This window comes from Pseudorhodoferax sp. Leaf274 (assembly GCF_001422445.1).
Lineage (GTDB): Bacteria > Pseudomonadota > Gammaproteobacteria > Burkholderiales > Burkholderiaceae_C > Pseudorhodoferax.
In genome coordinates this window covers 186,902-210,355 of the sequence record NZ_LMNA01000002.1, presented here as the reverse complement: position 1 = coordinate 210,355, position 23,454 = coordinate 186,902, and the positions used below count along the sequence as shown (strand labels likewise).

At 67.6% G+C, this 23,454-nt stretch carries 21 protein-coding genes; 6 read left to right on the top strand and 15 right to left on the bottom strand.

The annotated features are described in order from the left end of the window. Window positions 1-15: 15 nt before the first annotated feature. Together ASF44_RS06535 and ASF44_RS06530 are read left to right on the top strand one after the other, a co-directional pair. Window positions 16-936 (top strand): LysR family transcriptional regulator, encoded by a 921-nt coding sequence (locus ASF44_RS06535; RefSeq protein ID WP_056898396.1) that lies wholly within the window; start codon window positions 16-18, stop codon window positions 934-936. A 61-nt stretch (window positions 937-997) separates the two neighbouring features. Further along, on the top strand, window positions 998-3,121 hold the full coding sequence (locus ASF44_RS06530; protein ID WP_056898395.1) for an FUSC family membrane protein: 2,124 nt from the start codon (window positions 998-1,000) through the stop codon (window positions 3,119-3,121). A 51-nt stretch (window positions 3,122-3,172) separates the two neighbouring features. Here the strand turns inward: ASF44_RS06530 and ASF44_RS06525 are convergent, their stop codons facing one another. The 9 genes from ASF44_RS06525 to ASF44_RS06485 form a co-directional block, all read right to left on the bottom strand. Then, window positions 3,173-3,793 (bottom strand): hypothetical protein, encoded by a 621-nt coding sequence (locus ASF44_RS06525; protein ID WP_056898394.1) that lies wholly within the window; start codon window positions 3,791-3,793, stop codon window positions 3,173-3,175. A gap of 25 nt (window positions 3,794-3,818) precedes the next feature. Then, window positions 3,819-4,673 carry a M48 family metallopeptidase gene (locus ASF44_RS06520; protein WP_056898393.1) on the bottom strand — a complete coding sequence of 285 codons (855 nt, stop codon included), beginning with the start codon at window positions 4,671-4,673 and terminating at the stop codon, window positions 3,819-3,821. Then, window positions 4,670-5,446: a lysophospholipid acyltransferase family protein gene (locus ASF44_RS06515; RefSeq protein ID WP_369820904.1), complete on the bottom strand. Its 777-nt coding sequence runs from the start codon at window positions 5,444-5,446 to the stop codon at window positions 4,670-4,672. Before ASF44_RS06515 ends, ASF44_RS06520 begins: the two co-directional genes overlap by 4 nt. Window positions 5,447-5,611: 165 nt before the next feature. Beyond that, a complete protein-coding gene (gene gmhB, locus ASF44_RS06510; RefSeq protein WP_056898392.1) occupies window positions 5,612-6,199 on the bottom strand; it encodes a D-glycero-beta-D-manno-heptose 1,7-bisphosphate 7-phosphatase in 588 nt (195 codons plus the stop codon). Window positions 6,200-6,208: 9 nt separating this feature from the next. After that, a complete protein-coding gene (glyS, locus tag ASF44_RS06505) occupies window positions 6,209-8,326 on the bottom strand; it encodes a glycine--tRNA ligase subunit beta (protein WP_056898391.1) in 2,118 nt (705 codons plus the stop codon). A gap of 2 nt (window positions 8,327-8,328) precedes the next feature. After that, on the bottom strand, window positions 8,329-9,243 hold the full coding sequence (glyQ, locus tag ASF44_RS06500) for a glycine--tRNA ligase subunit alpha (RefSeq protein ID WP_056898390.1): 915 nt from the start codon (window positions 9,241-9,243) through the stop codon (window positions 8,329-8,331). Between the two features lie 72 nt (window positions 9,244-9,315). Beyond that, on the bottom strand, window positions 9,316-10,830 hold the full coding sequence (gene lnt / locus ASF44_RS06495; protein ID WP_082524576.1) for an apolipoprotein N-acyltransferase: 1,515 nt from the start codon (window positions 10,828-10,830) through the stop codon (window positions 9,316-9,318). A gap of 94 nt (window positions 10,831-10,924) precedes the next feature. Next, a complete protein-coding gene (locus tag ASF44_RS06490) occupies window positions 10,925-11,815 on the bottom strand; it encodes an HlyC/CorC family transporter (RefSeq protein WP_056898389.1) in 891 nt (296 codons plus the stop codon). Between the two features lie 91 nt (window positions 11,816-11,906). Next, the gene (locus tag ASF44_RS06485; RefSeq protein WP_082524568.1) at window positions 11,907-12,626 is read right to left on the bottom strand and encodes a GNAT family N-acetyltransferase; all 720 of its coding nucleotides are present in this window, start codon (window positions 12,624-12,626) and stop codon (window positions 11,907-11,909) included. A 315-nt stretch (window positions 12,627-12,941) separates the two neighbouring features. Here ASF44_RS06485 and ASF44_RS06480 point away from each other — a divergent pair, with 315 nt between their 5' ends. Further along, window positions 12,942-13,235: a hypothetical protein gene (locus ASF44_RS06480; protein WP_162243787.1), complete on the top strand. Its 294-nt coding sequence runs from the start codon at window positions 12,942-12,944 to the stop codon at window positions 13,233-13,235. A 6-nt stretch (window positions 13,236-13,241) separates the two neighbouring features. Here the strand turns inward: ASF44_RS06480 and ASF44_RS06475 are convergent, their stop codons facing one another. After that, entirely contained in the window at window positions 13,242-13,715 is a 474-nt protein-coding gene (locus ASF44_RS06475) for an Lrp/AsnC family transcriptional regulator (protein WP_056663203.1), read from the bottom strand. 49 nt (window positions 13,716-13,764) lie between these two features. Next, window positions 13,765-14,655, bottom strand: coding sequence for a triacylglycerol lipase (locus ASF44_RS06470; RefSeq protein WP_056898387.1), 891 nt, complete (start codon window positions 14,653-14,655; stop codon window positions 13,765-13,767). Between the two features lie 323 nt (window positions 14,656-14,978). On the opposite strand from ASF44_RS06470, the gene ASF44_RS06465 reads away from it, so the two are divergent. Together ASF44_RS06465 and ASF44_RS31560 are read left to right on the top strand one after the other, a co-directional pair. Then, window positions 14,979-15,443 (top strand): tripartite tricarboxylate transporter substrate-binding protein, encoded by a 465-nt coding sequence (locus tag ASF44_RS06465; protein ID WP_056898386.1) that lies wholly within the window; start codon window positions 14,979-14,981, stop codon window positions 15,441-15,443. A gap of 1,075 nt (window positions 15,444-16,518) precedes the next feature. After that, window positions 16,519-16,752, top strand: a complete 234-nt coding sequence (locus tag ASF44_RS31560; RefSeq protein WP_156374378.1) for a hypothetical protein — start codon at window positions 16,519-16,521, stop codon at window positions 16,750-16,752. A 1,586-nt stretch (window positions 16,753-18,338) separates the two neighbouring features. Here ASF44_RS31560 and ASF44_RS31555 read toward each other — a convergent pair. Next, on the bottom strand, window positions 18,339-18,716 hold the full coding sequence (locus ASF44_RS31555) for a transposase (protein WP_156374377.1): 378 nt from the start codon (window positions 18,714-18,716) through the stop codon (window positions 18,339-18,341). Between the two features lie 1,067 nt (window positions 18,717-19,783). Here ASF44_RS31555 and ASF44_RS33070 point away from each other — a divergent pair. Further along, complete coding sequence (locus ASF44_RS33070) at window positions 19,784-19,909, top strand: hypothetical protein (RefSeq protein ID WP_255358190.1); 126 nt, start codon at window positions 19,784-19,786, stop codon at window positions 19,907-19,909. A 463-nt stretch (window positions 19,910-20,372) separates the two neighbouring features. On the opposite strand, the gene tssE is transcribed toward ASF44_RS33070, so the two are convergent. From tssE to ASF44_RS31545, 3 genes are read right to left on the bottom strand one after another with little or no spacing between them, the layout of a single operon-like run. After that, window positions 20,373-20,822 carry a type VI secretion system baseplate subunit TssE gene (gene tssE / locus ASF44_RS06455; RefSeq protein WP_082524566.1) on the bottom strand — a complete coding sequence of 150 codons (450 nt, stop codon included), beginning with the start codon at window positions 20,820-20,822 and terminating at the stop codon, window positions 20,373-20,375. After that, window positions 20,819-22,387 (bottom strand): hypothetical protein, encoded by a 1,569-nt coding sequence (locus ASF44_RS31550; protein ID WP_156374376.1) that lies wholly within the window; start codon window positions 22,385-22,387, stop codon window positions 20,819-20,821. The genes tssE and ASF44_RS31550 overlap by 4 nt, the downstream gene beginning before the upstream one ends. A 46-nt stretch (window positions 22,388-22,433) precedes the next feature. Continuing rightward, window positions 22,434-22,937 carry a hypothetical protein gene (locus ASF44_RS31545; RefSeq protein ID WP_156374375.1) on the bottom strand — a complete coding sequence of 168 codons (504 nt, stop codon included), beginning with the start codon at window positions 22,935-22,937 and terminating at the stop codon, window positions 22,434-22,436. Window positions 22,938-23,454: the final 517 nt, after the last annotated feature.

The following is a 23,454-nucleotide window of genomic DNA, read 5'->3' as shown; positions in this document are numbered from 1 at the left end:
GCCGTGGATGAGAAGATGAAGCTGACCCTGGAAGAGATCACCGTGTTCCTGACCGTGGTGGACACGGGTTCGCTGACCGCCGCGGCCGAGCACCTGGGCCAGCCCGTGTCCACCACGAGCCGGCTGCTTGCGCGCCTGGAAGAGAAGCTGCAGACCACCCTGCTGCGCCGGACCACGCGGCGGCTCGACCTGACCGACGAGGGCTGCGGCTTCATGCAGGACGCGCGCCAGATCCTCGAATCGGTGCGCGTCGCCGAGGACCGGCTCATGGCGCGGCGCGGGCGCCTGTCCGGCCCGCTGCACATCGACGCGGCCTCGCCGTTCATGCTGCACGTGCTGGTGCCGCTGCTGCCGGGCTACCGCGCGCTGCACCCGGGCGTGGACCTCGTGCTCAACAGCAACGAGGGCTTCATCGACCTGCTGGAGCGGCGCGTGGACCTGGCCATCCGCATCGGCGAGCTCAAGGATTCGACGCTGCACAGCCGCCTGCTCGGCCACGCGCGCAACCGGCTCGTGGCCAGCCCGGACTACCTGGCCCGCCGCGGCACGCCGGCCGATGCCGAGGCGCTGCGTGCGCACGAGCTGCTGGGCTTCAACCAGCCCGAGGCGCTGAACCTGTGGCCGGTGCAGCATGCCGATGGGCGGCCGGCGCGCATTGCGCCCACGCTGCTGTCGTCCAGCGGCGAGACGCTGCGCCAGATGGCCATCGCGGGCATGGGCATCACCTACCTGAGCGACTTCATGACCGCGCGCGACATCGCGCAGGGCCGGCTCGTGGAGGTGTTGCCGCAGGCCACGCTGCACCGGCCGCGGCCGGTCCACGCCGTCTACCACCAGCAATCGGCCGTGTCGGTGCGCATCGCGTCGATGGTGGGCTACCTGGCCGAGGCCATGCGCGCGCCCGAGGCGCAGTGGGCGGACCACGTGCCGGCTTGACCGCGGGTCCATCCGTGCCGGAAACACCCTCTAAGATCGCCGGCCTCATGGAGGCTGCACGTTGACATCCCCCCTCGAAGCCATCCGCCGCTGGCTGGTGCAACTGCCGGCGTACGGCCTGAACGGCATCGGCACGGCGCTGGGCGTGCTGCTGGTGCAGCTGCTGGCCGGTGCCCTGGGCGGGCTGGAGGCCTCGCTGCTGGCCTCTGGCGGCGCCATCTACGCCAGCCTGGCCGACACGCCCAACCCGCCGCACCGCACCTGGCGCCGCGTGGCGCTGGCCGCGGCGGTGGGCCTGCTGTCCAGCGTGCTGGTCACCGCCTTGCGTGGCCATGCCATGGTGCTGGGCGGGCTGGTCGCGCTGCTGGCCTTTGGCGCCGGCATGGTGCTGGCCTGGGGGCCACGCGCCGGGCCGATCTCCTTCGTGCCGGTGCTGGCCATCGTGTTCACGATGGCGGCCCCGGCACCCGGGCCCTGGCAGCTGCAGGCCCAGCACGCGCTGTGGACGGCATTCGGCAGCCTGGTCTACCTGGGCTGGGCACTGACGGCATCGCGCTGGCTGCAGCCACGCTACCGCGCGCTGGCGCTGGCGGCCGTCGTCGAGGGCACGGCCGCGCTGCTGCGCTCGCGGGCCGCCATGCTCTCGGCCGGCCCGCGCGAGATCGCCGGCGCGCTGCCGCTGCAGGACTGGATGCAGCGGCAGGTGGGCCTGGACGAGCGCCTGCAACCCGCGCGCGACCTGTTGTTCTCGGCCACCGAGGCGCCCGGCGCGCAGCGCCAGATCGCCATCCTGCTGCACGCCATTGCGCTGCGCGACACGCTGCTGGGCAGCGAACTCGACCTGGACCTGCTGGGCGAGGACACCGCGGCCGAGCGGCTGCGCCTGGCGCTGGCCGCGCGCATCGCGGCCACGGCCGACACGCTGGACTGGCTGGCGCAGGCCGTGCAGTGGGACCGGCCCATGGCCGCCGCGCCGGTGGGCGACCAGGGCTTGCCGGCGGCACTGGCCGCCTTCGCCGACGATCCGCGCCGCAGCGCGCTGGCGCAGGCGCTGGGCGAGCGGGCCCAGCACATCGCCGACGACCTGGACCGCATGCTGCAGACCTGGCGCGGCCAGGCCCAGCCCGCGCCCTTGAGCGCGGCCGAACTGCAGTTCTTCGTCTCGCCCGAGGGCTGGCCGCTGGCCGCGCTGGCGCCGCACCGGCGGCTGTCGTCGCCCATCCTGCGCCAGGCGATCCGCAGCGCCGCGGCGCTGGGCACGGCCTACTTCCTGGCGCTGGCGCTGCCGTGGGCCTCGCACCCGCACTGGCTGGTGCTCAGCGTGGCCGTGGTGCTGCGCGGCAACCTGGACCAGACGCTGGCCCGGCGCGACGCGCGGGTGGCCGGCACGGTGCTGGGCTGCCTGCTGGTGCTGCTGTTCGCCTGGCTGGGCCAGACCTGGCTGTCCGGCGCGGCCTTCCTGCTGGCGGTGGGCGTGGCGCATGCCTTCGTCAACGTGCGCTACCTGGTCACGGCCACGGCGGCGACGATGATGGCCCTGCTGCAGGCCCACATGGCACACCCGGCAGGCGGCTACGCCATCGGCGAACGCCTGGCCGACACGCTGCTGGGCGCGCTGCTGGCCTGGGCCTTCTGCTACGTGCTGCCGGCCTGGGAGCGGCGCAGCCTGACGCGCCTGGTCGCACGCGTGCAGGAGGCCGCGCGCGTGCTCACGGTGGAGGTGCTGCGCTGGCCCGAGCCCGGCGAGTCCGACCTGGCGTTGCGGCTGGCGCGGCGCGAGTTCTACGAGGCCATCGGCTCCATTGCCGCGAGCGCCCAGCGCAGCCATGCCGAGCCCACGCGCGTGCAGCTGCCGGTGCCGGCCATGGCCACGCTGCTCACGCGCTGCCATGTGCTGCTGGCGCAGTTGTCGGCCGTGCGCACGATGCTCGAGCGCCGGCGCGAGCGGCTCGACGAGCCGTCGGCGCGCCAGGCGCTGGTGGCGGCGCAGGCCGAAGTGGCCGGCGTGCTGGCCGGCACGGTGGAGGCCGGCGTGGGCGGTCTGGCCGATGCGGGCCTGGGCTGGCCCGATCCGCAGGCGCCGCTGCTGCCCTGGCTGCAGCGCCGCCTGCAGCTCGTGGTGCAGGGCGCGCGCGGGGTGCGGCAGGCGTCGGTGGCCGTGCAGGCCGCGGGCCGGCGCGGCTGAAATCAGCCTGGATGCGCGCGGCCCACTGCCGGATCCAGGCTCAGGCCGGCATCACGCCGAAGGCAGGCCCAGCAGTTCGCGGTAGTCGCGCGCGGTCTGCGGCGAGGCCGTGTCCAGCGCCTGCTGCCAGGCGGTCTGGTGGCGCAGCACCAGGCGCGCATCGGCCACGGCCTTGGAGCGGCAGAACCAGTGGCAGGTGTGCTGCATGAGCAGCAGCTCGGCCATCATGCGGCGCGCCAGGCTCTTGTCGCCCAGGCCCGCGGTATTGGCCGCCACCTCGGCGATGCCGCGCGCATGGATCTTGAAGGCCTCGCGCACGTCGAACATGCGGTAGCGCGGCAGCAGCTGCTGCGCCCAGGGAATCCACATCGGCAGCTTGCTGACCTGGGCCTGCGGCGCGGGCATGCCGGCCACGTCGGTGGCAAAGCGCTGGAACTGGCCGGCCAGTTGCTGCTCGGTGCCGGCCAGCACGCCGCGCACCTGGCGCGCACGCTCTTCGTCGGCCTCGCCAAGCCAGCGCAGGTAGCCGTCGGTCAGCGCTTCCATCTGCTGTTCGATCTGGTAGGGGCGCAGGTACTGCGCGAGCAGGGCCACGCGGGCCTGCTGCTCGCGCGTCTTGCGCACCTGCGCGGCGACGCCCAGCACGGCCAGCAGCAGCAGGAGTTCGGTCATGGGCGGGCGTTCCGGTCGGGGGGATTCATGGCCATTGGGGGATGGGCTCGTCCTTGAGTTGGCCGCGCAGCGCGGCGTAGTCGGGCACGATGGAGGCCACCGTGTCCCAGAAGCGGGGGCTGTGGTCCATCACGCGCAGGTGGCTCAGTTCGTGCACGACCACGTAGTCGATGATGGACAGGCGCATGTGGACCAGCCGCCAGTTCAGCCGGATGGCGCCGCTGCTGCTGGCGCTGCCCCAGCGCGTTCCGGCGCTGGACAGGGTGAGCCGGGTCCATTGCACGCCGAGCTGCGGCGCGTAATGCTGCAAGCGTTCGGTGAACAGGTGCTTGGCCTGGCGCATGAGCCAGGCCTGCACGGCATCGCGGATCTGCTCGGGCGCGGCGCTGCCGGCCAGGGCCAGCTGCAGCACGCCGCGCTCGGCGTCCAGCGCGGCACCGCCGCTGCCGGCGAAGCGGTGGCTGGGGTCGAGTTCGAGGCGGATGCTCCGGCCCAGGAAGGGCAGCTCGGCGCCGTCCTGCCAGACGATGCGGGCCTGCGCCATGCGCTGCTGGCGCGCCTGGGCCTCGCCGAGCTTGCGCAGGATCCAGCCGCCCTTGTCGCGCACGGCCGTGTCGATCTCCGCCAGCGGCACCCAGCGCGGCGCGCTGACGACCAGGCCATCGGCCGCGATCACGAAGCCGATGCTGCGCCGCTTGGCGCGCTTGAACAGGTAGTCGACGACCGCCGGGCCGAGCAGGGCCTGGCGGTTCGCCTGCGGATGCGAGAAGCGCACGGCGGTCGCACTGTCCGGCAGCGCCGCCGGTGGCACCCGGGGCACCAGGGGCTGGTGGGCGGGCGGCGCGAAGAAGTCGAGCGCCAGCTGGACCAGGGGCTTCACTTGAGCCCCGGGTAGGCGTCGGGATCGAGCCGGTGCATCTCGGCCTCGATCCAGGCCTGCACCTCGCGCATGAGTTCGTCGGCCTGGCGGCCTTCGGTGGGGATCGGCTTGCCGATGGAGATGTCGACGATGCCGGGCCGCTTGACGAAGGCCTTGCGCGGCCAGCACTTGGCCGAGGTCACGGCGATCGGCACCACGGGCGCGCCGCAGGCGATCGCCAGCCGCGTGCCGCCGGACTTGTAGTTGCCCACGCCGCCGCGCGGGATGCGCGTGCCCTCGGGGAACATGATGACCCAGTTGCCCTGCTTGAGCAGCCGGCGCCCCTGCTGCACGACCTTGGCGAAGGCGCGCGCGCCCTGCGAGCGGTCGATGTGGATCATGTCCATGCGCGCCATGGACCAGCCGAAGAAGGGGATGTAGAGCAGCTCGCGCTTGAACACGTAGGCCAGCGGGTGCGGCATGATGGCCGGCATCACCAGCGTCTCCCAGGTCGACTGGTGCTTGACCAGCAGCACGGCGGCGTCGAGTTCGCCATAGGGCAGGTTCTCGTAGCCCGTGATGCGGTTGCGGATGCCCAGGATCCACTGGCCGCTGTTGACCGCGTTCTTGAGCCAGCCCGCGCAGATCCAGTACATGCGCGTGGGGCTCACGAACAGCGAGGCAAGGATCGCGAACGTGGCCCAGGGCACGATGGTGAGCACCATCCACAGCAGGTGCAGCACCGAGCGCACGAAGGCCAGCAGCCAGGCGCTGGCGGATAGGCCGTTTCTCATCGCCGGGCCGCCCCAAGATGAGAAGCGCCCCATCGGGGGGCAGCGGACCTCGCGCAGCGGGGGAGCGTGGGGGTCTTTTTCATCGCCGGGCCGCCCCAAGATGAGAAGCGCCCCCTCGGGGGGCAGCGGACCTCGCGCAGCGGGGGAGCGTGGGGGCTTTTTTTCTCATGGCGCGGGGGCGGGGCGTTGCAGCAGCTCGCGCGCGGTCAGGAACTCCGCGAAGGCCGCGAGGTCCAGGTGCACGATGGTGTTGGCGGGGAAGTCCACGGGCAATGGCGGTGGCGTGCCCTGGTCGCGCCAGGCCGCGGACTTGCCCGTCAGCACCAGGTGCGGCTCGCAGCCGGCCGCGACGCCGGCCTGCAGGTCGCGCGCGCTGTCGCCGGCCGTGGGCACGTCCTTGAGGTCCACGCCCAGGCGCTCGCCGATCTGCTGGAACAGGCCGGGCTGCGGCTTGCGGCAGGCGCAGTGGTTATCGGGCGTGTGCGGGCAATAGAACACCGCGTCGATGCGGCCACCCAGTGCGGCCAGCGCCTTGTGCATCTTGGTGTGGATGGCGTTGAGCGAGACCACGTCGAACAGGCCACGGCCCAGGCCCGATTGGTTGGTGGCGACCACCACATGCCAGCCGGCATGGTTGAGCCTGGCGATGGCTTCGAGCGCGCCGGGCAGAGGCTGCCATTCGTCGGGCGACTTGACGAACTCGTCGCTGTCGACGTTGATGGTGCCGTCGCGGTCGAGGATGACCAGTTTCATGGCGCGGGTCTAGGCGAGCCGGGACAGGTCGGCCACGCGGTTCATGGCCGCATGCAGGGACTTGAGCAGGCCCTGGCGGTTCAGCCGCAGGTCGGTCTGCTCGGCGTTGACCATCACGCCGTCGAAGAAGGCGTCCACCGGTGCGCGCAGCGCGGCCAGGCTCTGCAGCGAGGCGGTGTAGTCGCCGGCCTCGAACTGCGCGTCGGCTGCAGGGGCGATGCGCTGCAGGGCGGCGTACAGCTCTTTCTCGGCAGGCTCTTGCAGCAGCAGAGCGCTGACGTGCGCGTCCACCTCGCCGGCCTTCTTGAGGATGTTGGACACGCGCTTGTTGGCAGCGGCCAGGGCTGCGGCCTCGGGCAGCGCGGTGAAGGCGCGCACAGCGGCCAGGCGCTTGGGCACCTCGCCCAGGCGCTCGGGGCGCAGTGCCAGCACGGCATCGACCTCCTGGGCGCTGTAGCCCTGCTCGCGCAGGCTGCCGGCCAGGCGCTCGTCGAGGAAGCCCAGCAAGGCCTCGGTCGGATCCTGGATCTTGTCGCCGAAGGCCGGCACGGCGGCGCGCACGAGTGCCTCGGGCGCCAGCGGCAGGTTCTTCTCGGACAGCATGCGCAGCACGCCCAGCGCGTGGCGGCGCAGCGCGAACGGGTCGCGGTCGCCCGTGGGCAGGTTCCCGATGCCGAACATGCCGACCAGCGTCTCCAGCTTGTCGGCCAGCGCGACCACCACGCCCACGTCGTTGCGCGGCAGCGCGTCGCCGGCGAAGCGCGGCTTGTAGTGGTCCTCGATGGCGTCGGCCACGAAGAGCGGCAGGCCGTCGTTGAGCGCGTAGTAGCGGCCCATGGTGCCCTGCAGCTCGGGGAACTCGCCGACCATGTCGGTCACCAGGTCGCTCTTGGCCAGCTGCGCGGCCTGGTCGGCCTGGGCAGCCAGTTCGGCGCCGCCGAGCTGCTGTGCGATGGCCCCGGCGATGGCCCGCACGCGCGCGATGCGCTCGCCCTGGCTGCCCAGCTTGTTGTGGTAGACCACCTTGTCCAGCCCCGGCACGCGGGCGGCCAGCGTCTTCTTGCGGTCCTGGTCGTAGAAGAACTTGGCATCGGCCAAGCGCGGGCGCACCACGCGCTCGTTGCCGCCGGTGACGGCGCTGGCATCGGCGGGGCTGATGTTGCTGACGACCAGGAAGCGGTTGGTCAGCTTGCCGTCCGCATCCAGCAGCGGGAAGTACTTCTGGTTGGCCTTCATCGTGAGGATCAGGCACTCCTGCGGCACGCCGAGGAACTCTTCCTCGAAGGTGCAGACCAGCACGTTGGGGCGCTCGACCAGGGCCGTCACTTCGTCGAGCAGGGCCTCGTCCTCGATGGCGCGCACGCCACCGCCGACCTGCGCGGCCGCAGCCGCCAGCTGGCGCACGATCTCGGCGCGGCGTGCGTCGAAGCCGGCGATCACGGCGCCGTCTTGCGCCAGCAATTCGGCATAGCGGTCGGCATGCGGCAGCACGACGGGCGATCTGGCCGCCTCGAAGCGGTGGCCCTGCGTGCTGTTGCCGGCCTGCAGGCCCAGCACCGTGACCGGCACGACCTCGCTGCCGTGCAGCGCCACCAGGCCATGGGCCGGGCGCACGAAGCTCACGCTGGTCCAGCCCGGCAGTTCGCAGCCGGATTCGAGCTGGTAGCTCATGAGCTTGGGAATGGGCAGCTTGGCGATGGCGTCGAGCAGCGCCTTCTGCAGGCCTTCGGCCAACGAGACGCCGGCCTGCACGCTGTCGAAGAACAGGGCTTCGGCCTTGCCGTCGGGCGCGCGCTTGAGCTGCGGCACGGCCGATGCGTCGGCGCCCAGCGCCGCCAGGCGCTTGAGCAGCGCGGGCGTGGGCTGGCCGTCGGCCGTGAGGCCCACGGAGACGGGCATGAGCTTGGTCGACTGCGGCTTGTCGGCCGCCCGTGCGAGCACGCCGGTGACGTGGGCCGCCAGGCGGCGTGGCGAGGCGAACGCGGTCAGCTGCGCATCGGCGCCGGCCAGGCCCTGTGCGCGCAGCTGCTCCAGCAGTTGGCCGGCGAAGGCATCGCCGAGCTTGCGCAGGGCCTTGGGCGGCAGTTCTTCGACGAACAGTTCAACGAGAAGGTTCTGTGCAGTCATGTTCAGGCCGCCGCCTTGTCTTTCTTCGGGATCTGCGCGACCCATTCGCGCGGTGCCATCGGGTAGCCCAGGCGCTCGCGGCTGTCCACGTAGCTCTGCGCCACGGCGCGCGCGAGGTTGCGGATGCGGCCGATGTAGGCGGCACGTTCGGTCACGCTGATGGCGCCGCGCGCGTCCAGCAGGTTGAAGCTGTGCGCGCCCTTGAGCACCTGCTCGTAGGCCGGCAACGCGAGCTGCTGCGCCATGAGGTGCTTGGCCTGCTTCTCGTGCGCGGCGAAGGCCGTGAACAGGAAGTCGGCGTCGGAGTGCTCGAAGTTGTAGGTGGACTGCTCCACCTCGTTCTGCTTGTAGACGTCGCCGTAGCTGAGGCCCTCGGTCCACTGGAGGTTGTAGACGTTGTCCACGCCCTGCAGGTACATGGCCAGGCGCTCCAGCCCATAGGTGATCTCGCCCGTGATGGGCTTGCAGTCGATGCCGCCGACCTGCTGGAAGTAGGTGAACTGCGTCACCTCCATGCCGTTGAGCCAGACCTCCCAGCCCAGGCCCCAGGCGCCCAGCGTGGGGTTCTCCCAGTCGTCCTCGACGAAGCGGATGTCGTTCTTCCTGAGGTCGAAGCCCAGCGCCTCCAGCGAGCCCAGGTACAGCTCCAGGATGTTGCTGGGGGCGGGCTTGAGCACTACCTGGTATTGGTAGTAGTGCTGCAGCCGGTTCGGGTTCTCGCCGTAGCGGCCGTCCTTGGGGCGGCGGCTGGGCTGCACATAGGCAGCCTTCCACGGCTCGGGGCCGAGCGCGCGCAGGAAGGTGGCGGTGTGCGAGGTGCCCGCGCCCACTTCCATGTCATAGGGCTGGAGCAGTGCACAGCCTTGCTCGGCCCAGTACGTCTGCAGCTTGAGGATGATTTGTTGGAATGACAGCATCGATGCGGAGCCGGGCCGCAGGCCGGCAATGGGGTCGAAGGCGGCGCGCCGTGGGCGCGCAAACCGCAGATTCTACGGGCGCTGCCTGCGCCGTCCGTGCCAGAGCGCCAGCGCCACGGTGGCCAGCGCCAGGCCCCACAGCGGCGCCAGGCCGAAGCGGCCGGCCCACCAGGCGAACGGCGTGATGTCGGTGCGGCCGTGGACCTCGCCGGTCAGCACGTCGCGCGTGAGGCGCGGCAGCGCGTGCGTGACCTGGCCCTGCGCGTCGACGATGGCGGTCGCGCCGGTGTTGGTGGCGCGCAGCATGGGGCGGCGGAACTCCAGCGCGCGCATGCGCGAGATGGCCAGATGCTGGTCGATGGCGATGCTGTCGCCGAACCAGGCGATGTTGCTCATGTTGACGAAGATCGTCGGCGCCGTGGCCGGGTCGCGAAAGCGCGCCGCCAGTTCCTCGCCGAACAGATCCTCGTAGCAGATGTTGGGCGCCAGCCGCTGCGCGCCCAGCACCATCGAGGCCTGGCCCACGTCGCCACGGCGGAAGTCGCCCAGCGGGATGTGCATCATCTCGGTGAACCAGCGGAACAGCGGCGGGATGAATTCCCCGAACGGCACCAGGTGGTGCTTGGCGTATTCGTAGTGCGTGTTCCGTCCCGGCGCGAAGCCCACGGCGGCATTGATGTAGCCGGTGCGCATGTCGCCCATGGGCATGCCGATCAGCGCGGTCTGCCCGCCCGACGCGAAGCGCGCCTGCAGGGCGTGCCAGTAGCCGATGGGCAGTTGCTCGGGCAGCAGCGGCAGCGCGGTTTCCGGCGCGACCACCAGCGGTGTCGACGCCAGGTTGAGCTGCTGGCCATACCACTGCAGCGACTGCTCGATGCCGACGCCGGGCTCGAACTTCACGTCCTGCGGAATGTTGCCCTGCAGCAGGCTCACGCGCAGTGGCTGGGCGATCACGGCGCTGTCCGCGGCCGGCTGGACGCGGCCCAGTCCGGCCGACAGCAGCACCACGGCGAGCAGCCCGGTGGCAGCGGTCCAGCGGCCCTGCGCCGACGCGGCGACCGAGGCCAGCAGCGAAGCCGACAGCGCGGCGATGGCCGTGATGCCGTAGACGCCGACCCAGGGCGCGAAGGCGGCCAGTGGCCCGCCCACATGTGCATAGCCCGCCGCACCCCAGGGGAAGCCGGTGAACAGCTGGCCGCGGCACAGTTCGGCCAGCGTCCACAGCGCAGCCCACAGCGCGGCGCGGGCCAGCGGATGCTGGAGCTTGCAGTGGCGCGCGACGCCCGCTGCCAGCGCGTAGTACAGGGCCAGCAGCGCGGCCAGCGCCGCCACCGACAGCACCGCGAGCACGGCCGGCAGTCCGCCATAGACATGCAACGAGATGAACAGCCACCAGAAGGTGCCGCCGAGCCAGGCCAGCGCGAACAGGAAGCCGCGCAGCGCTGCGGCGCGCACGCTGGGCGCGCCGTCGACCAGGCGCACCAGCACTTCGAGCGCGAACAGCTGCAGCCACCACTGCGGCTGCCCGTCCCAGGGCGCGGCGATGGACAGCGCATGCGCTCCGCCGGCCACCAGCGCGCCCGCCATGGCCACCCAGGCGCCTGGCAGGGCGCGCAGATTCACTGTTGGACCTTCGCCCTGCGGGCGGCGGTGCGAGGGCCTTCGGGCGGCCGGGCGGCGCTCATGCAGCGGCGTCGCCGGCGTCGGCCGAGGGGAACACCTTGAACCAGCGCACGGCACCGCCCTTGGTGTGCAGCACCAGGAAGCGCAGGCCGGCCAGATCGTGGCTCTCGCCGCGGCGCGGCACATGGCCGACTTCGTGCGCGATCAGGCCGCCGATGGTGTCGAAGCGGTCATCCTCGGGGCCGGTCTGCAGCGTGACGGCAAAGGCTTCCTCGACGCGCTCGACCGGCGTGTCGCCGCTGACGCGGTAGGTGCGGTCGGCCAGACCGAAGATGTCGCCGTGGTCTTCGACGATGTCGAACTCGTCCTCGATCTCGCCAACGATCTGCTCCAGCACGTCCTCGATCGTGATCAGCCCGGCCACACGGCCGAACTCGTCGATGACCACGGCCAGATGGTTGCGGTTGCCGCGGAACTCGCGCAGCAGGTCGTTGAGCCCCTTGCTCTCGGGCACGAACACCGCCGGGCGCAGCAGTGCGCGCAGGTTCAGCTCGGGGGCGCGCTGCAGCTTGAGCAGGTCTTTCGCCAGCAGGATGCCGATGATGTTCTCGCGCTCGCCCTCGTACACCGGGAAGCGCGAGTGCGCCGTGTCGATGACCTGGTTCAGCAGCTCCTCGTAGGGCGCGTCGATGTCCAGGCAGTCCATGCGCGTGGCCGCCACCATCACGTCGCCAGCCGTCTGGTCGGCCATGCGGATCACGCCTTCGAGCATCACCCGGGCGTCGGGCCCGATGATGTCGTTCTGCTCCGCGTCGTTGAGTGTTTCGATCAGTTCCGCCCGCGAATCCGGGCCGGGATGGATGAATTCGGCCAGGCGTTGCAGGAAGCTGCGCTTGTCTTCGCGCTCGGGGCTACCTGGCGCGGAGCGCCCTGGATAGGGGTCTGACACTGAACGGGGGTGCACGGCGTGCGGTTGTGGGGGAGCCGCAAGGATAGCGGATCGCCGCGCCCGGGTCCTGCCGGGCGCCGATCGGTCGGGTTCAGCGCCCGGATTTGCCGCGCGCGACCTGCACGCCCTGCCGCACTTCCTGCAGCCCGGCCAGGAAGCGGCGGAACTGGTGGGCCTGGGCCTTGAGGTGGTAGTCGGTCAGGCCCAGGTGCTGCTGCACCAGCTCGGTCATGCGCGAATCCAACGTGGCGGCCGGCAGGCGCAGGAACGCCTCGGATTCGGAACCATCGCGCTCCACCGTCGCGCCCGCGTTGCGGGCGATCTTGAGCATGGCCGTGTTCTCGCTCAGCGCGTGGATGAACAGGCTCTGCACTCCCTCGTTGCGGGCGTGCATGACGGCGCGTTCGAAGAGGCGCGCGCCGTAGCCGCGCCCGCGCACGTGCTCGGACACGGACACGCCGAACTCGGCGCACGAGGTCAGCGAGGGGTCGATGGAAAAGGCCAGGTGCGCCATGGCAATCAGCTCGAGCCGGCGGTTGTAGATGCCGAAGATCTCGTCGCGTGCGAAGTCCAGGCCATCGACGTAACGGCGCACGTGTTCATCGGCTGCTGCATAGCCGAAACGCAGGTAGCGGTCATGTGCACCCAGCGCCATCAGATGGCGTGCGATGCGTTCGCGGTGCTCGGGGCCCAGGGAGCGGATCGGCACGATGACCGGGGCGGTGCGGCGTTTTTCGGCCCCATCGCGGCCATGGGCGCGCGAGCTGCCGTCGACCGCAGACGGCGCAGGGGATCGGGTGTTATGCTGCATTGCAGCAATATAAGTCCTGCGTCCCAAATGCGCAGGCACTTCTGCACAGAACTTGCACGTGCCCGAAGGTGAATCGGCTGCAGCAACAAACGAAACAAAGCTTGTTGTGCACTGCAATTGCGCTGTAACGCGCCGTTTCGATACTGCGCAGCGGATCGGCTTCGCGCCGTGGATCAGGAGAACTTTGTGTCGCTCATGCCTTTTGACAGTTCGGCCGGTGATCGTCCAGCGTCATTTGAACGTGCGGGCCGTCCAGGGTGGCTGCGGTGGCTGTGGCCGCGCCGGCAAGGCCGCGTGGACAGCATCCGGCGCTTGATGTTGGCCCAGCTCGGCGGCGTGGCGGACGCACAGATGTGGGCGGATCTGGCCGTCAAGATCAAGTCGGCAGCCGGTCCGGAAGCTCTGTGGGCCTTGCGCAGCGAATGGATGCAGGCGCTGGCGCCCACCCAGGGCCTGTTGCTGGCACGCCAGCGCATGAGCGATGTCAGCTTCATGTTCGCCGGCCTGCTGGACCGCGAGGAACATGCACGCACCGGTCTGGAAGTGCTGCGCACCGATGCACCGCGCGGCCTGGTCCGCAGTGCGGCGCAGATGCGCGCCGACCATTGAGGCGCCTTACAGCGGCAGGGCGGTGGTGGCCTTGACGCGGTCCAGCACGAAACTGGTCTTGCAGTCCTGTACGCTGGGATGCTTGAGCAGCGTGCCCATCACGAAACTGCGGTAGTGCGCCATGTCGCGCACCACCACGCGCAGCAGGTAGTCCATGTCGCCCGTCAGGGCCTCGCATTCCACGACTTCCGGCCAGGTGACCACGCTGGCGCGGAACAGGTCCATGGGATTGCGCTTGTGGGTCTCGGCCAGTTTCTCCAGGCGCACGTTCAGGTAGGCGGTCAGCGCCAGGCCCACCGATTCGGGCTTGACCAGCGCCACGTAGCGGTCGATCACGCCGCTGTCCTCCAGCCGCTTGACGCGCCGAAGCACGGCGCTGGCCGACAGGCCCACCTGTTCGGCGATCTGCTCGTAGGTGGCGCGCCCGTCGGTTTGCAGCGCGTTCAGGATCTGGCGATCCAGCTTGTCCAGCGTTTCCAAGGCCGCTCCTGCGTAGAAGGAAATGGGGAGGGGAATTCTGCCGCCGGATTCAGGCTGCGCGCACGCCCTGCAAGGTGTCGCTCAACACGCGCTCGTTGAATGCCAGCGCGACATGGGGATGGCCCGGCACGAAGCGGTTGTCGGCACCACGCCGCGTGGCCGTGGACACCGGGAACACCACGTTGTCGCAATTGGAGTACCAGCACGTAAAGGGCACGGCCTGGACCTGGGCCTCGTCGCGTGCCAGCTGGGCCAGCCACTGGCTGTCCAGTTCCATCTGGCGCGCATTCGCGCCGTGGCCCAGCTGGGCCATCCAGGTGCCGCCGTGCGGACTGGCGATCGTCACCACATGCGCCACGCGGCCCGCGGCGGCCGGGGTGCGCAACCAGGCGCGGGCCGCCAGGCCGCCCATGCTGTGGCACACCAGCATCGGCGCCTGGCCAGTAGCGGCAGTGACCCGGGCCACCGCGGCGTCGATGGTCGGCACGTAGGCGTCGATCGATCCCGTCACCGGCTCCAGGCTCACGGCGGCATGGGGCACTCCGAGCGCGCGGGCGCGCCGCATCCAGGGCGCCCAGAACCCGCGGTTGCAGAACAACCCATGCACGAACACCACGCCGCGTTGCCGCGCGCCGGGCGGCAGATGGTCGGGCTCTGCGTGTTCGCGGAACGGCTGGCGCCAGAAGAACACCTGCATGCCGCCGCGCAATTCGGCCCACCAGGCGGACAGCAACTGCACCGGCGTCGGCCGTGGCGCCGGGTCGTCGTACCGGCGCGCAAGCAGCACGAACTCGCAGGCCAGCAAGGCGCCATAACCGACGGCCGGCAGTGCCAGGCCCGCCAGCGCCAGCAACGGCGACCAGGCCCACCAGCCCCATAACCAGGCCAGGGCGAGCAGGGCGAGGAGCAGGCAGAGCAGTCGTTGCAGGCGGGCAAGCATGTGTATGGCGCGACGGGATGGCGGGCATTGTCGCCCTAGGTCAAGCCCCGCTGGCGCGTGCCGGGCTGCTGCGCACAGTGCCGTCGCACAAAGAGACTGCCCCATGCCGACCGCCCCACGCCGACTGCTGCTGTCCGCTGTACTGTTGCCCTGCTGGCTGGCGCCTTGTCTGCCATCGCGCAGCCGGCAGTCTGGCCGACCAAGCCTCTCCGCCTCGTCGTGGCCTTCGCGTCCGGTGGCGCCCCGGACACGCTGGCTCGCGTGCTGGCAGACAAGTTTTTGGCTCGTCCGGCAGCGGCACCTCCATCCACTTGTCCGGAGAGTTGTTCAACACGCTGGCCGGCGTGAAGATGCAGCACGGGCCCTACAAAAGACGTGCCCAGGCGATTCCGGACCTGCTGGGCGGGCGCACCGCGATGATCTTCGACAACATGCCGTCGGCCCTGCCGCTCGTGAAATCCGGCGAACTCAAGGCCCTCGGCGTGAACAGCGCGCAGCGCTCGGCCGCTGCGCCGGACATCCCGACCATCGCCGAGGCCGGCCTGCCGGGCTTCGAGGCGACATCGTGGTTCGCACTGCTCGGCCCCGCGGGCATGCCGCGCGAGACGCAGCTGCGCATCAACCAGGAGGTCGCGCGCGTACTGGCTCTGCCCGATGTGAAGGACAAGCTGGCCATGCTGGGCATGGATCCGAGTCCGGGCACGCCCGAAGCATTGATGGTCTTGATGCAGAACGAGACGGCCAGATGGTCGAAAGTGGTCAAGGCATCGGGGGCCAAACCCGATTGAAGCTATAATCTTCGACTTCGCTGATTCTTCAGTCGGCGAAAACGCCTGGCCAGGCAACGCCGAATCTCACGGCGGCACGTCGACAAGATCGCTCACGACGAAAAACTACAGAGTGGTCCTGCATGCGAAAGTGCCGTAAACGTGGGCCGCGTAAGAGTCCACGGCCAATCCCAAAGCTTCGAACCCAAATTCGCGCGCCGATGCCAGTCCGTCATCCGACCGACTGGCATTTTCATGGCGGCTTTTGGCGTGTGAGCCCGCTCCTGTCGTGTGCCAGTCCCGCTGTGGGCAAGGCTGTGGAGAAGCACCTGTACGTCTTCCCTCAAACCGAGGCCTCGCGATGCACTGCGATGCAGTGTCCGCAAACAGGCAAGACGCCCGCAAAGAAAACGCCCCGCGGATGCGGGGCATGTGGATAGAAAGAGCTTCGTCACAAGCTCTAGGTTGGCAACCCTTTGGTGGCATGCCGTTTGTGGTCGTCGGCACCAGCACGGGTGGGCACTGATTTGCTGGGAACATACGGCACAGTCATTGCGCTGTTGACGTGCGTCCTGGGCTCGACGGCCACCGATACGGGCTGTGCGGGCTTCGAACTGTCGCTCTTGGTTTGATCGCTCATGCTTGAAGAATCCAGGTCAATGTTCGGGTCAGCGTGCGTGCCAAGCGCGCGTCGGATGCTTCCCAGCAGACGAAAAAAGCAACGTCCATCGCCTTGCCAGGCCCCACCGTTGGAAGATGCAACTTCTGCGCCACGCGCACGATTGCAAGGAAATCAACGTAAAAACGCCGTCACTGCGACTGAAATGTCGCTTCATGTAAAGAAAACAGACAGCGGGTACACCCCAATCGGGTATCGATTGGCGTAGCGCGGGGGGGCGAGCGACCGGCCACAATCACAACCACTCTGGCATGCAAGTTCCAACTGAAGAGCCGCTAGCAATCGCTGACGCTTCATCTCATGAAATGTAGGAGTTGACCGACGACGAAGGACATTACATACAGGTCGGGATTTCCCTAGTAAATCGCGCTAAGTTGTTGATTTTTATTGCTGGCACAGCGCTTGCTGTGCAAGTGGATGAATTCCACCAAGTTGATGAAGCGACTGCTCATCGCCGTCGTATCTTTGCTTGCCGTATCGGCGGCATTCGCCTTGGGCGCATACCCAGGACTGCCGTCGGTTCAGGCCTTGCCAGAGGCGGCCACCTCATGGGCAACATCCACGTTCAGCGGCGACAGTGGCATTGCATGGGAAGTGTTTGCCGCTATCGCTGTCATGGCTGTGATTGCGAAGCGCAACGGCAAAGCTTGAATTCCTGCGCGACGTGTAGCCGTCCAGCGCGCACATGCCATGCGAAAGATGTGCAGCATGTCACATGGGCAATGCGGTCTCATGGTTACGCTTGCGCACCATGACACAAATTCGCATTGCAGGCACGCGCGACTTGGCGCGGAGCCAGAGCCAACGTTTCGTCTGCGATTGGATGGAAGGCTCGTTGATGAACCGATGGCTGCTCAAAAATAGACTAGCGGAGGCGCTTGACGCCCACGGCATCGGAAGCCATTGGGTTGAGACGCGTGATACCCAACCGGTCAGTCAGACTGCAACAGCCTAATATCGTCTAAATGTTGCTGGCCACTGGGGCGCATGGTGAATCGATGAGGTGACCATGCAGCGAATGACAAGCTCCAAGTTATTTGAAGGCCTAGAGTTCGCCGGAAGAACTGCGGTGGAAGTCGCCAGTAACTGCAGTGTTTCTGCGGCACGATTGCGCGCTAGATGCGCATACACGTTTCGGTCGTTTTTCGCCCTTTTGATAGAGCTATTACAACTTCAACAAAATGAAGCGCCCCCTGATCTCCGTAGTATTAGTTCTTTCTGTTTCGGCCGTTGTGGCATGGGCGCCGTATCCTGAATCAGCATTATCGGTCCAGCCAACAGCGCTATCAACGGCTGGCTGGTTTTCGGACGATGGCTGGGCTGCAGTCGCTGCAGTCATTGCGATGGCCTTGATTGCTAAGAGAAACGGCAGACGATGAATTGCTGAGGTGGGGCTAGAGGCGGGTTAAGGGAACGTGTCGAACACGTTCCCTTTTGTTCGCCCAGCCTGCTGCAAATGAACCTGAGTGAGACCTTGCCCGATCTGCCTGCTGGCGGCCTGGTCTGAGTTGAATGCACTGATCGATCCGGCCTGGATAGACAAGTCTTCAAAGCCATCGGTTAGGCATTGATCAGCGGCGCAAGTTGCATGCCGAATCCGCGGTGCGGGTGGTGTGTTTGAACCGAGAATCGGAGCGCATTGCCCGATCATCAAACGGCAGATTCGTGCTGCGCCGCTAACCAGCATGTACAGGGACTTCCCCTTTATTCAACAGCGGCTTATAGGCTTTCTTCTTGATTGACGGTATTGTGTTCATTGATCGCAGACGCACGATGAATTCAGGAACTACCGCAAAAGGACAGACTGCACATCGACGTGCGGGCTTGTGTTAACGAGAGGTCCGCGGCCGCAGATACGAAACGCCCGGAAGGACTCCATTCGTTCCTCGTGCTTGAAGCACGGACGAGTTATCGAGCTCACCTGCTGGCGGTCTGACCTATGGTGGATATCTGCCATCGCACGTCCAATCAGGGAATCGATTCATGCCGTCACGGGCTTGTGCCGCGCCTGCGGGATTTGGGGCACATGGTCGGATCAAACACGCCATCACGCGTGGAGCACCGCCCACAAGATGCGCGCGTTCTGTTGGCCAACGCCTCGACAGTCTTTTGCCAGCCGACCCGCTCTTTCCAGCTGCACCAGCCACTGGCTGATGCGGTCGTTGCGTTTGGCTGCGCTCATCACGGCCGACTTGGCATCCTGGATCAGCAGCGTGTGCAGGTAGTCGTCGCCGCGTTTAGTGATACCGCCAAGCTGGCCTTGCCGCCCGTGGATTTCTGGCTGGGCACAAGCCAAGCCAGGCGCCGAACTGGTGCGCGTTGGCAAGCTGGCCGAACTCACCCACGTTGGCCACCAGGGCCGACGCGGTCGTCGGGCCAATGCCCAGCAACATGTCTGCTTTGGTGGCCCGCGCATCGGCGCGCACATGCGCGGCACTGCGCTCGTCGCACCAGGCGATCTGCAGGTCGATGTCGATCCAATGCAGATGCGCGCGCTGCAGCGCCAGTCGCGCGGCGCGGGGCGCTTCGCTGCTGGCGTCGTCGATCACGCTGGCCGGCACCGGGCGCAATGCTTCTGGGCCTTGCGCAAACACCAGTCCGAACTCGGTGAGCAAGCCGCGAATGCGGTGGATCAACGCGGTGTGCTCTTCCTTGAGCCTTTGCGCAGGCAATGCACGGCCAACTGGCCTTGCCGCTCTTGCCAGCCATGCGGCAGGGCGTGACGAAGTTGCCCGCGATCAGCCTGGCATCCAGCCCCACCAGGCGCAGGCACCGGGCTACATGGTGGGCGCCGCCACACGTTTCCATCGCCACGAAACAGCCTGCTGGCAACTCGGCGCACCACGAAAGGAGCGATCCACCGGCATGGCATTGGCCAGCACCGTTGCTCCTACGCATCGATCGCATGCACCTGGTCAACCCGCTTGGACAGATCTACCCCCCTACCCGCGCCACCGGCGCACGTGTACTCTCCGCCATGGACTTCCCCTTTCCCGTTTCCGATTGAACTTCCGCGAGTCAATCTTGGTGCCTGGACACCGTATTGGGGACTGGGCAAGCCCCTTCGTATTCGTTCGAACTGCATCGGACTGAGGTCTTCAGCGCCGAGTGGCGGCGAGTGGTGGTGCAAGGCGATCCAGTCCATGATTGCCAGTCGGGCTGCCGGCGTGTGGCAACGTACCCCGCGGCCTTCTTACGATGTCGCGCTCCACCGTCACCCGCGCCACTTGGGCTCTCAGCCGAGCAATTTCCGCCTGCTAGGGCTTGATCACCGGTACCGCTGCCTTGACTTGCGGCTTCATTCCGACTGACCTTTCACAACAGCGTCAACCCGAAGAACACATCACGACCGCCAGCATGCGCCAGCGGGCCGCAGTGATCGCGCTATGGCCCGCATGCCGGGGCATTCGCCATCGATGATCGGCCGCGGGCGCGGGCGCGGGTCCATGTTTGTTGTAATCTTACAACATCACATGGTGATCAGTTCATCGATCCCGACCATCTGAGCTTCGAACAGATGTTCGGCGATGCTTCCTGCCGTACTGCTTTACTTCCGCCTTTGAGTCACCTCCGGCATATGTCGAAACTATACAAATCAGGGTTTGCACTCGTTCAAGAAATCGCTCAAAACGTCAACCATAGCGGCTCAAGTCGTTTAAACGACACGATTCCGAGATGTCCCATGACCTTCTTTGCCTTGGCCACTGTCGCATTCATCGCATTTCTTGCCCGTGGGGCATTGGCCGCCGGAGCGCGGCTCGAGCAGATCAGCCAGGAGCGTTTACAGACGGCTGAAACGCGCAAGTAATTCCATGCGTCAGAAGGGTCCGTGGGGCAGGGCGCGTGGCGCTGGGTAACAGGCGACCTCGGGTGGGCGTCCTTCTTCGCCGGATCTTGGTGGAGTACGCGCTTGGCCCAGGTAGCGCGCGATGGCTAGTGGGTGAGCGCTGCCCCTGCCCCCCTTGACCAAGACAGGTGGGCCAGACTGGGATGTCTAGAGTCGTCGAATCGCCCCGGATGTCCTAGACACTTCTGAGTCGTTGAAAAGGGCGTAGTTCGAACTTGGATTGGGCGCTTCAAGGTCCGCGAACATGATCAACTGCTCGCGGACGAAGCACAGTCGGGTCAACCCCACACATTGGGATTAGGGCGCGGCCACAACAGCGTTGGCTCGGCCAAAACACCGTGGGCAACGTGTCTTGCTCAGTCTTCGCGGCATGCAGCCCTCGCCGGGTTCCGCTACCGCGTCCGTGGCGATCCGGGCGAGGGGCTCAATCGCCGTCAGCGGCCCCGGTATTGGCATCTGCACCGCGGGGCTGCAGATGGAGTTGTCCGTCCTCGCGCAGCCAGCCTTCCAATTCGACCGATGCCAGGCTGCGCTTGAGTTGACATGTGATCTGGTAGGTGTGCAGAAAGTCGGAACTGGCGGACACGTTGGCCTTGACCTGCACAGCCAGCACCCGCGGCTCGTAGCGCAAGACCGCTTGCGCGATCTCGGCACGCAACTGCTCACGGGCGGAAGCTTGGTTCGCATAAATCAGGTTGTTGTCCGGAAGCCCGTAACCAGGCGCGGCGTTCAACGCGCCCTGCCGACTGTTCAATAGCCGGGCGATGTGGTCCGCAATGGAGTGCGCCAGATGTTGGCTCTCGGAGACGTTCTCCAAGGCACGGCCATTGGCAAAGTGTCCAGTCAGCAATTCGTAGAAGCCGGCTTGGCTCATGATGGAACTCCATTGACGTGGGGACGGCCTGCCTTGCACACGCGCTCGGCAAACCAGGGTTGCAGGACTTGCCCCATCGGTGTTGGGGCCTGACGCAGCAGGCGTTGGCAGATGTCGCGGCGAATCTGGCTAGACAGTTGCGCCGCACTGCTGCAGCGCAGGGTCGGGAATCCGTCATCCGATGACGCATGCCACACGCCCCCGTCAGCTTCAACATCCAGCCGCCATCGGTGCAAAGAGTCTGCCGAATCCTGTCCAATGGACGCCGGATACTTGTTCCATTGCAGGTGCACGGTCGTTGGTAAACGGGTGTCCGCCACGCAATTCACCTGAGACACGGCCTGCGTCGTTTGCGCAGCGGCACGTCGTTGAACATCTTGTGCGACCGCTTGTGCCCGGGCGTGCCAGGAAGGATCTGCCTCCAGCAGGGGGGGCATGGGGCCGTGCCCGTCCCATCCGATGCGGGTACGCAGCAGGCACAGGGGGTCGTCGAGAACGGCGCGGGGCGTACCGGTGCCGAATCCAAATTCGGAGGCCATCGCCGGCAACAAGCTCAATGGCCCCGCCAGCACGGCGTTGACGGCCAGACGCGCCGCGCGCGAATCTTTGAATGTGGCCTGCCATGCGGACCAGCCTGCCGACAGGACGCGCGTGTCCTGCCCTGAAGCATCCGAACCACCCGAGTTTCGCGCATTGCACAGTGCAGCAAACCATGCTCGACTGGCCGAAGCTCCATGAGAACGATCATCGGGCAACGTCTGCGGCCGAACATCATCCACGGCGTAGACGGCCATGACGGAGCCCGCCGGACACAGAGGCAGCGCGGCCCGGACCAGTTCCATGCCAGCGTTTTCCGCCACGATGACCAGGCCTGGCTGCCCTGGCCAACGCCAGGCGCGCTCCATTGGATGCACGTGGGGCTGGCTCAACAAGGCCTGGATGGCGTTCAACAAGCCCGAAGCCGCATCGGCAGGGTGCTGGCGCCAGTCCCACGCATGTGCGTGCGCCAGGAAGGCGAACTGCGGATCTGTTGCCGTACCCAGTGTGTCCGACAGCTGCTGTGCCAGGGGCATGTAGGCCCGGGGCAGCGCCATCCAGCCCCGGCTCTCCAATCCGCGGGCCTGTGCAAGCAATGCGTGGTGCAGTTCCGGCAGCAATGCACAAGCATTGGGCAGCCCTTGCGAGTCGGCCAGTAGCCGCACCAGGCTGTCGTCCGTGTCCTCCGCACGATGGCGCATCACCTGCGCCTGCGCTTGCCAACGCCGCGCCAGCGCCAAGGCTGCCGCGTCGTTCGCGCTGAGGTCGGCTTCGGATTGGGCGAGCCAGCCGTAAGCTCGCCGATGTTGCGAGCTGCTGTCGGGATCCCACAGGAAGGTGTCGTGGTTGCCGTTTGCTGGCGCGTTGCGTGCGTCCACCAGCGCCAGTCTGCTGCCGCCAATGCCGGGGACGAAAAGAATGGGCACCAGCCAGGGCGGCGCGTCTCCCTGCTGATGGCGCAACTGCTGGCGAGCGGCACGCTCGAGTTGCGCCGGTGTTCTGAGCCATAGGTCAGGTTCTGAGCACATTGCACACCTCCGGGAAACTTGACTGCGCCATAAGCGAGGCCATGTGTCAACGCGCAGGCACTGGCACCGTGGCAGTGGCCTCAGCAAGGCTGAGGCGATACGCAGCCGCAAACCGGTGATCGACGATGGCACGTGAAGCCGGCGCGGGCGGGGCTGCCGAGAGGCTTGTGCTGCGCGGGTTCTTGTCGGCCTGCGCGTCGGCGGCGTCCCTCACGCTCACCCAGGCTTGCCGCCACAGCGACCGCGCGTATGCCACTGCAGCCCAATCGCCAAGCGGCCCTGTTGCCAGCGCCGCGAGTTGCAACAGGGGCATGCACTGGCCGACGTAGCCGAGCACCGCGCCGTTGCACCAGGCGGGCCCGTCGGGTGGCAGATCTGCCCAGTGGCGCCGCCTCAGGAATTCCGCTTCACGGGCCATCGCACGCAGGTTTGCATGGGCATCGCACAGCACCGCGGCAGTCCCGCCGCCACCGGCATGCAAAGCCAGCAAGGCGTCACTGATCGGCGTGCCCAAGGGGCGCTCGTTGCGATGGCGGTCTTCTGATTCCATGGCCTCGGTGCAGCGCAAGCTTGGCGCGGAGGCGTGCAAGCGCAACAAGACCGCAGCCTCGCCGGGCACGACACCGTCGCTGCTGGGGCTGCACAGCAGGTCGGCGCGTCCAGCACTGCCAAGGCTTCACGCGTCAGCCAGCTCTCGCAGCACAGCACCAGCACGCCAGCCTCCGATAGGGGCAACCATCCCACCGCGGCCCCGAGCGCATCGACCACCGACGAATGCGCGCTGATCCGCTGCTGCATCGCCTGCTGTTCGCTCTCGGCCAAGGCGCCGTGGAGATGCATCCACGCCTGACGGACCCATGACGCTCCCAGCGCCCTGTCGCTCTCGGGCACAACGATGAATAGACGCTCCTGCGCGAGATCCTTCGGGCGCAGTGCGGTTGCTTGGCAGAGGTCGGCCACGGCAGCGACGAGCATCGGCTGCATGCGTGCCATGAAGCTCAGCTCTGGCGTCTGCGCATCGCTGGTGGCCTCGACCAGCGCCGCCCGCGCAGCGACTGCATCACCCG

Coding starts and splice junctions, on each gene's coding strand:
- ASF44_RS31560 (WP_156374378.1), top strand. CDS start 16,519: ATGAATTCCACCAAGTTGATGAAGCGACTGCTCATCGCCGTCGTATCT.
- ASF44_RS06515 (WP_369820904.1), bottom strand. CDS start 5,446: ATGAGAAACGGCCTATCCGCCAGCGCCTGGCTGCTGGCCTTCGTGCGC.
- ASF44_RS06470 (WP_056898387.1), bottom strand. CDS start 14,655: ATGCTTGCCCGCCTGCAACGACTGCTCTGCCTGCTCCTCGCCCTGCTC.
- lnt (WP_082524576.1), bottom strand. CDS start 10,830: ATGGCGGGCGCGCTGGTGGCCGGCGGAGCGCATGCGCTGTCCATCGCC.
- ASF44_RS06485 (WP_082524568.1), bottom strand. CDS start 12,626: ATGCAGCATAACACCCGATCCCCTGCGCCGTCTGCGGTCGACGGCAGC.
- ASF44_RS33070 (WP_255358190.1), top strand. CDS start 19,784: ATGACCTTCTTTGCCTTGGCCACTGTCGCATTCATCGCATTTCTTGCC.
- gmhB (WP_056898392.1), bottom strand. CDS start 6,199: ATGAAACTGGTCATCCTCGACCGCGACGGCACCATCAACGTCGACAGC.
- glyQ (WP_056898390.1), bottom strand. CDS start 9,243: ATGCTGTCATTCCAACAAATCATCCTCAAGCTGCAGACGTACTGGGCC.
- glyS (WP_056898391.1), bottom strand. CDS start 8,326: ATGACTGCACAGAACCTTCTCGTTGAACTGTTCGTCGAAGAACTGCCG.
- ASF44_RS06535 (WP_056898396.1), top strand. CDS start 16: ATGAAGCTGACCCTGGAAGAGATCACCGTGTTCCTGACCGTGGTGGAC.
- tssE (WP_082524566.1), bottom strand. CDS start 20,822: ATGAGCCAAGCCGGCTTCTACGAATTGCTGACTGGACACTTTGCCAAT.
- ASF44_RS31545 (WP_156374375.1), bottom strand. CDS start 22,937: ATGGAATCAGAAGACCGCCATCGCAACGAGCGCCCCTTGGGCACGCCG.
- ASF44_RS31550 (WP_156374376.1), bottom strand. CDS start 22,387: ATGTGCTCAGAACCTGACCTATGGCTCAGAACACCGGCGCAACTCGAG.
- ASF44_RS06525 (WP_056898394.1), bottom strand. CDS start 3,793: ATGACCGAACTCCTGCTGCTGCTGGCCGTGCTGGGCGTCGCCGCGCAG.
- ASF44_RS06480 (WP_162243787.1), top strand. CDS start 12,942: ATGTTGGCCCAGCTCGGCGGCGTGGCGGACGCACAGATGTGGGCGGAT.